The organism is Tessaracoccus sp. ZS01 (assembly GCF_022342445.1).
Classification (GTDB): Bacteria; Actinomycetota; Actinomycetes; order Propionibacteriales; family Propionibacteriaceae; genus Arachnia.
This window is the reverse complement of the sequence record NZ_PQFE01000016.1, coordinates 56742-63973: the sequence shown is the minus strand read 5'-3', so window position 1 is coordinate 63973 and position 7232 is coordinate 56742. Positions and strand designations below refer to the sequence as shown.

Here is a 7232-nt window from a genome sequence, read left to right as displayed (position 1 = left end):
GCGCCGATGGTACTGCGAGGGGGACCTCGTGGGAGACTAGGACGCCGCCGGACTTCTTTATAGCAAACCCCCCGAACCTCGTTCGGGGGGTTTGTTGCATTTACAGACCCTTTCGCAGCGCCCTCAGGCCGGCACCCAGCGCCCCCAGCTGCCGACCGAGGCGGGGGCTGTGGAGGGAGTGCCCCGAAAAGTTGGGAGTAGGGCCCCTCTGCTGGGATGATGGTCCTTATGACTGACAACTCCACACCGGACGAAGGCCAGGGCAACCGCGGAGACGGCGAGAACTACGAACGTCGCGCTCCGCGGAGCGGCGGTGCGCCGCGAGGCTCCCGCGGAACCGGACGCGACGATGAACGTCGCGGCCCGCGTCAGGGTGGGGAAGCGCGTAGCTGGGGCGATCGGGATGACCGCCGTGGCCCGCGCCGCGACGACGACCGTCGTCCCCCTCGTGCCGAGGGTGAACGCCGTCCCTGGGGCGACCGCGACGACCGCCGTGGCCCGCGCCGCGACGACGACCGTCGTCCCCCTCGCGCCGAGGGTGAACGCCGTCCCTGGGGCGACCGCGACGACCGCCGTGGCCCGCGCCGCGACGACGACCGTCGTCCCCCTCGTGCTGAAGGTGAACGCCGTCCGTGGGGTGACCGGGATGACCGCCGTGGCCCGCGCCGCGATGACGACCGTCGTCCCCCTCGCGCTGAGGGTGAACGCCGTCCGTGGGGTGACCGGGACGACCGCCGTGGCCCGCGCCGCGATGACGACCGTCGTCCTCCCCGCGCTGAGGGTGAACGCCGTCCGTGGGGTGACCGGGATGACCGCCGTGGCCCGCGCCGTGACGGTGATCGTCGTCCTCCCCGCGCTGAGGGTGAACGCCGTCCGTGGGGTGACCGGGATGACCGCCGTGGCCCGCGCCGCGACGATGACCGTCGTCCCCCTCGTGCTGAAGGTGAACGCCGTCCGTGGGGCGATCGGGATGACCGCCGTGGCCCGCGCCGCGACGACGACCGTCGACCCCCCCGCGCTGAAGGTGAACGCCGTACCTGGGGCGACCGGGACGACCGTCGTCCCCCTCGTGCTGAAGGTGAACGCCGTCCCTGGGGCGACCGCGACGACCGCCGTGGCCCGCGCCGCGATGACGACCGTCGACCCCCCCGCGCCGAAGGCGAACGCCGTCCCTGGGGCGACCGGGACGACCGCCGTGGCCCGCGCCGCGACGATGACCGTCGTCCCCCTCGCTCTGAGGGTGAACGCCGTCCCTGGGGCGATCGGGACGACCGCCGCGGCCCGCGCCGCGACGACGACCGTCGTCCCCCCCGCTCTGAGGGTGAACGCCGTCCCTGGGGCGACCGCGACGACCGTCGAGGCCCCCGCTCCGAAGGCGAACGCCGTCCCTGGGCCGACCGCGACGACCGCGGCCCTCGCCGCGATGATGATCGACGCTGGGACCGTGACGATCGTGAAGAGCGCGTCCACCGCCCCGGCACTGCGCCGCGTGCGGATGAACCCGCAACCCCGCTCGAGTACGACGAGAAGGAACTGCATCCCGGTGTGAAGGCCGAGCTCAGAGGCCTCCCCAAGGACCTTGCTGCGACCGTCGCCGCGCATATCTGGGCCGCTGGCCAGTACATCGACACCGACCCTGCACTTGCCTTCCGTCACGCGGAGGCAGCCAGGCGTCGTGCCGGCCGGCTTCCGATCGTCCGTGAAGCGGCCGCTGAGACCGCCTATGCCGCCGGCGAATTCGCCGTCGCACTTCGCGAGTTCCGTGCCATCCGCCGGATGTCCGGGGGCGATGAACTGATCCCGCTGATCGCCGACTGCGAGCGCGCGCTCGGGCGGCACCACGAAGCGCTCGACGTGCTCAACGAACTCAACCCGAAGCACCCGGACGTGAACCTGCACATCGAGTGCCTCCTGGTGGAGGCCGGGATCCGCGATGACCTCGGTCAGCGCGACGAAGCCCTCCGTCTCCTGAAGGCGGCCATCTCCCGCAAGGTTGGCCCGCCCCAGGCCCAGGCGCGCCTGCAGTACGCGCTGGCCAACCTCCTCGAGGAGAGCGGTGACAGCGCTGCTGCCCGCGAGTGGTTCACTTCCGCCTCTGAACTCGACCGTTCCGGTGACCTGGACATCGCCGAGCGGCTCGCGGAGATCGACGGCATCACGCTGCCCGATTTCACTGAGGAAGAGGACGACGAGGACGAGTCCGAAGAGGATCTCGACAGTGACGGGCGCGAGGATGACGACCTCGACGAGGATGACCTCGACGAGGACGACGAGGATGACGACCTCGAGGATAATGACCTCGAGGATGACCTCGACGATGACGACGATGAGGAAGACGACCTCGACGACGATGAGGACGACGACCTCGACGACGATGGGGAAGACGACCTCGACGACGATGGGGAAGACGACCTCGACGACGATGAGGAAGACGACCTCGACGACGATGAGGAAGACGGCCCGGAAGACGACGAAGAGCTCGATGTCGTCGAAGCGGGGGACGACCGTGAGGCGGAGTCGCAGCCCGAGGACGATGACGACCTGCAAGAACAGGACTTCGTTGCGGTGGAGGCACCGGCTGTGGGCGACGATCCCGAGTCTGTCGACTCCACCGATGTGACGACGGAGGATGCGACCCCCGGGGACGTGACCGTCGACACCGACGGCCTACCCGGGGGAGTTGACGAGCCGGTGACCGATACGCTGGGGGAGCCGACGACGGAGGAGACCGAGCGATGATCAAGGCCCTTGCCGCTGACTATGACGCAGCCCTGTTCGACCTCGACGGAGTGATCTACCTGGGCCCCTATGCGGTCGAGGGCATTCCTGAGGCGCTTGAGGAACTGCGTTCCCGCGGCACCCATGTGGGCTTCGTCACCAACAACGCGGCGCGTACGCCCGCGGCTGTCGCGGACCACCTCGAGGAACTGGGTATCCGCGCCAGCGAGGGCGATGTCGTGAACTCCACGCAGGCGACCCTGCGCATGCTGGTGGCTGATCTCCCGGCCGGCGCGAAGATCCTCGCAGTGGGCACGGACGCCCTGGTCCAGCAGCTCGCGGGCGCCGGGTTCACCGTCGTCGACTCCATCGATGACGAGCCGATGGCCGTTGTGCAGGGTTATCACCCGACGCTGGAGTGGACCCGTCTGGAGGACGCCGCCCTGGCGATCCAGCGCGGCGCCGTCTGGTACGCCACCAACCCTGATCTGACCAGGCCATCCGAGCGCGGCATCGTGCCCGGGCTGGGTTCCCAGGTGGGCGTGGTGCGCAATTGCGTGGCGATCGACCCGAAGATCGCCGGCAAGCCGTTCCGCCCCCTGCTCGATGAAACAGTGCTCCGCCTCAGCGCGGCGCGCCCCATCTTCGTGGGCGACCGCACCGACACGGACATCCTGGGCGCCAACAACGTCGGGATGGATTCGTTGTTCGTCTTCACCGGCGCCCACGGCAAGGCAGACCTCGACGTCGCGCCTCCGGCGTTCCGCCCCACCCACATCGGTTTCGACGCCACTGCGCTGCTCGAGCCCAAGCGGGAGGCCGAATTCCAGGGGCAGCGCTACATCTGTGGCTACCAGGAGGTCGACTTCACCGACGGGGTGGGCTACCTGTCCACCCGGCCCGTGACTCGTGACGAGCAGCTCGATGCCCTCTGGGCGGGCCTGCAGGCGCGGTGGCGCTTCGACGTGGACATCTCCAACGTGCTCAACTCGCTGGACCTGTTGAGGTGAGCGAGGCTGCCACGCCTCGGAGCGCCGCACCCGCCGAGGTTCGGCGGCTCGAGTTGGTGGGCGAGGTGATGGCGGGCCTCGAGTCGCTGGACGACCTGCCGCTCGAAGAGCAGACGGCGAAGCTGACCGAGGCGCAGTCGGTGCTCCAGGCGGTGCTCAACAACGACCCCAACCTCACGCAGCTGGGGATCCCCGGCGTCGCACGGTGAGACTCGACGTCGCCCTCGTCGAGCGCGGCCTGGCGCGGTCCCGAACACATGCGGCCGCGCTCATCACCGAAGGACGTGTGAGCGTCAACGGAACCGCGGCGCCCAAGGCATCACTGCGCGTCGGCCCCGAGGATGAACTCGTAGCTGACGCGGAGCGCTGGGTCTCCCGCGCCGCCCACAAGCTGTTGGGGGCCCTCGACCCGTCGGGCTTCACCGTCCGCGGCAGGGTGCTCGACGCCGGAGCGTCCACCGGCGGCTTCACCCAGGTCTGCCTCGAGCGCGGTGCAGACCTGGTCTACGCCGTCGACGTGGGTCATGACCAGTTGGCCGCCGAGCTCCGCTCGGATCCCCGCGTGCGCGTCCACGAGGGTCTCAACCTGCGTGACCTCACCCTCAACCATCTGGACGGTGAACCCGTCGACAGGATCGTCGGCGACATCTCCTTCATCTCCCTGCGCCTCCTGCTCCAGCCCCTCCTCGGCGTGCTGCCGGCAGACGGCGAGGCGCTCCTTCTCGTCAAGCCCCAGTTCGAGGTGGGCCGCGAGCGGCTCGGCTCCGGCGGTGTCGTCCGGGACGAGGCACTGCGTACCGAGGCGGTCGACGCGGTGGCCGCCGACGCCGCATCCCTCGGATGGATCGAGCGGTGGCGCGGCATCAGTGAACTGCCAGGGGCCTCGGGCAACGTGGAGTACTTCGTCCGGCTGACTCGGTAGGCTGGGCGCGTGAACAAGCGAACCGTGGCCGTCCTCGTCCACCCGGACCGGGAGGAGGCCCTCGACAACGCCATCACGTTCATGGCGGACCTCCACAGGATGGGCTTCGGCTTCCTCGTCTTCGACGATGACGTCGAGCGGATCGCCGCCCGCGTGGGACCCACCGTCGAGTTCCAGGCCCTGGACAACCGCATGGCGGAACTGGCCGTCGTGTTCGGTGGCGACGGCACCATCCTGCGCGCCGCGGAGTGGGCGCTGCCGCTGGGCGTGCCCCTGCTCGGGGTGAATCTCGGTCATGTGGGCTTCCTCGCCGAACTCGAGCCGTCGGATCTGCACGAGCTGGCCACCGTCGTCGAGGAGCGCCGCTACCAGGTGGAGGAGCGCCTCGCCCTGGAGGTGCGGGTCACTGACCGTGACGGCAACCTCACGTGGACTTCCTCGGCGGTCAACGAGGTGTCGCTGGAGAAGATGGCCCGCGAGCGCATGCTCAACGTCCTGGTGAGCATCGACGACCGCCCGCTCTCGCGCTGGGGCTGCGACGGGGTGCTCGTGGCCACCCCCACCGGCTCCACCGCCTACGGCTTCTCCGCAGGGGGGCCCGTCGTCTGGCCCGACGTGAAGGCAATGCTCGTGGTGCCCATCGCGGCCCACGCGCTGTTCAACCGCCCCATGGTGCTGAGCCCCTCGTCGAAGGTGCGGCTCAACATCACCCCGGACCTCCCCGCGTGCGGCATCCTGTGGTGCGACGGGCGCAGGAGCCACGAGGTCGCCGACGGTGAGACCGTCGAAGTCACCCAGCTCGGCGTCCAACTGCGCCTGGCCCGCTTCGGCGAGCAGCCGTTCACCACCAGACTCGTGAAGAAGTTCGCGCTCCCCGTCCACGGGTGGCGCAAGCAGACGGAGAAATAGATGCTCACCGCGTTGCGGATGACAGCCTTCGGAGTGGTGGACGAGGCCGAACTCGAACTCGGGCCGGGCCTCACCGCCCTGACCGGCGAGACGGGTGCCGGCAAGACCATGATCGTCTCGGGTCTCGGCCACCTCCTGGGTAGCCGCGGCGACGCGGGGATCGTGCGGCGCGGCGCGGACCGGGCTGTCGTGGAGGGCCGCTGGGAAGTGGCCGAAGACCTGGCCGCGCGCGTCCGTGACCTGGGCGGAGACGCTGAGGACGGCGAGCTGGTCACGCTGCGGCAGGTGACGGCTCAGGGCCGCTCCCGCGCGGTGCTCGGAGGCGCGGGTGTCCCCATCTCCGCGTTGGCGGACCTCATCGGTGAGATCGCCACGATCCACGGGCAGTCCGGCCAGATCCGGCTGTCCAGCCCGGACCGCCAGCGCGAGCTGCTCGACGCGCACGCCAATCCCGGGGAGCTTGCCCGCTACCGGGCCAATTTTGCGGAGCGGAAAGCGGCGGCCGCCGAACTGCAGGAGCTCGAGGAGCAGTCCATGGCCCGCGCCCGCGAGGCCGACATGCTGCGCTTCGGTCTGGAGGAGATCGGCGCCGTGGATCCGCAACCGGGTGAGGATGACGCGCTGGCCGCAGAGCAGGCCAAGCTCATGGACCTGGACGACCTGCGCAGCCTCGCGGCCACCGCGCACGAGGCGTTGAGCGGCTCGGAGACCGACTTCGATGCTCCCGGCGCCGTCGGCCTCGCCGGGGAGGCACGCAAGACGCTCGCGGCCCTGGCTGAACGCGACGAGGCCGCCGCCTTGCTGGCGAGCCGTGCTGTTGAGCTCACGATGCTGGCGGGAGACCTCGCCGCGGACGTGGCCGGCTACGTGGACGACCTGGTGGCGGACCCGCTCCGCCTCGAAGCAGTGGGGCAGCGGCGCGGCGCGCTGGCCGGCCTCACCCGCAAGTACGGCACCACCGTCGACGAGGTGCTCAGCTGGGCTCAGACGTCTGCGGCCAGGCTGGGCCAGCTGGTCGGCAGCGACGAGCGCATCGACACCCTGCGCGCCCGCGTTGTGGAACTGGATGCCGCGCTCGCGGCGGATGCGGCGGCCATCTCGGCGGCCCGGCACCGGGCGGCAGACGACCTCGCGGAACGCGTCAAGGGGGAGCTGGCAGCGCTGGCCATGCCGCATGCCGAACTCCGTTTCGCCGTCACGGACGCGCCCATCGGTCCGCACGGCGCGGACCGCATCGAACTGCTCTTCACCGCCAACCCGGGCTCCGAGCCCGCGCCGCTGGGGAAGGTGGCCTCCGGCGGCGAACTGTCGCGCGTCAGGCTCGCGCTCGAAGTCGTGCTGGCAGACGCCGGCGCGCAGCACACCTATGTCTTCGACGAGGTGGACGCGGGCGTGGGCGGCGCCGTCGGTCTGGAGATCGGGCGGCGGCTGCAACGACTGGCCGGCCACAGCCAGGTGATCGTCGTGACCCACCTGGCCCAGGTGGCCGCGTTCGCCGACGCCCACTTCGTGGTGGCCAAGGAGTCCGACGGCCAAGTGACCACTTCGGGTGTGCGTCTACTCACCCAGGACCAGCGCGCCGCGGAACTCGCCCGTATGATGGGCGGCGCCTCCTCATCGACGAAGGGGATCGAGCACGCGCAGGAGCTGCTCGCACAAGCTGCCCGGTAGGG

7 protein-coding genes are annotated in these 7232 nt (G+C 70.4%); all 7 read left to right on the top strand.

All coding sequences use genetic code 11. From position 1 onward, the window contains the following. The first annotated feature begins 349 nt into the window (after positions 1-349). From C3E87_RS12255 to recN, 7 genes are read left to right on the top strand one after another with little or no spacing between them, the layout of a single operon-like run. Positions 350-1549: a hypothetical protein gene (locus tag C3E87_RS12255; RefSeq protein ID WP_143571034.1), complete on the top strand. Its 1200-nt coding sequence runs from the start codon at positions 350-352 to the stop codon at positions 1547-1549. Then, positions 1546-2739, top strand: coding sequence for a tetratricopeptide repeat protein (locus C3E87_RS12250; RefSeq protein ID WP_076063306.1), 1194 nt, complete (start codon positions 1546-1548; stop codon positions 2737-2739). The genes C3E87_RS12255 and C3E87_RS12250 overlap by 4 nt, the downstream gene beginning before the upstream one ends. After that, complete coding sequence (locus C3E87_RS12245; RefSeq protein WP_076063304.1) at positions 2736-3728, top strand: HAD-IIA family hydrolase; 993 nt, start codon at positions 2736-2738, stop codon at positions 3726-3728. The genes C3E87_RS12250 and C3E87_RS12245 overlap by 4 nt, the downstream gene beginning before the upstream one ends. Next, positions 3725-3937, top strand: coding sequence for a hypothetical protein (locus C3E87_RS12240; RefSeq protein ID WP_143571033.1), 213 nt, complete (start codon positions 3725-3727; stop codon positions 3935-3937). The genes C3E87_RS12245 and C3E87_RS12240 overlap by 4 nt, the downstream gene beginning before the upstream one ends. Continuing rightward, on the top strand, positions 3934-4650 hold the full coding sequence (locus tag C3E87_RS12235; protein WP_076063302.1) for a TlyA family RNA methyltransferase: 717 nt from the start codon (positions 3934-3936) through the stop codon (positions 4648-4650). Before C3E87_RS12240 ends, C3E87_RS12235 begins: the two co-directional genes overlap by 4 nt. 9 nt (positions 4651-4659) lie before the next feature. Continuing rightward, complete coding sequence (locus tag C3E87_RS12230) at positions 4660-5559, top strand: NAD kinase (protein ID WP_076063299.1); 900 nt, start codon at positions 4660-4662, stop codon at positions 5557-5559. Continuing rightward, complete coding sequence (recN, locus tag C3E87_RS12225; RefSeq protein ID WP_076063297.1) at positions 5560-7230, top strand: DNA repair protein RecN; 1671 nt, start codon at positions 5560-5562, stop codon at positions 7228-7230. Positions 7231-7232: the final 2 nt, after the last annotated feature.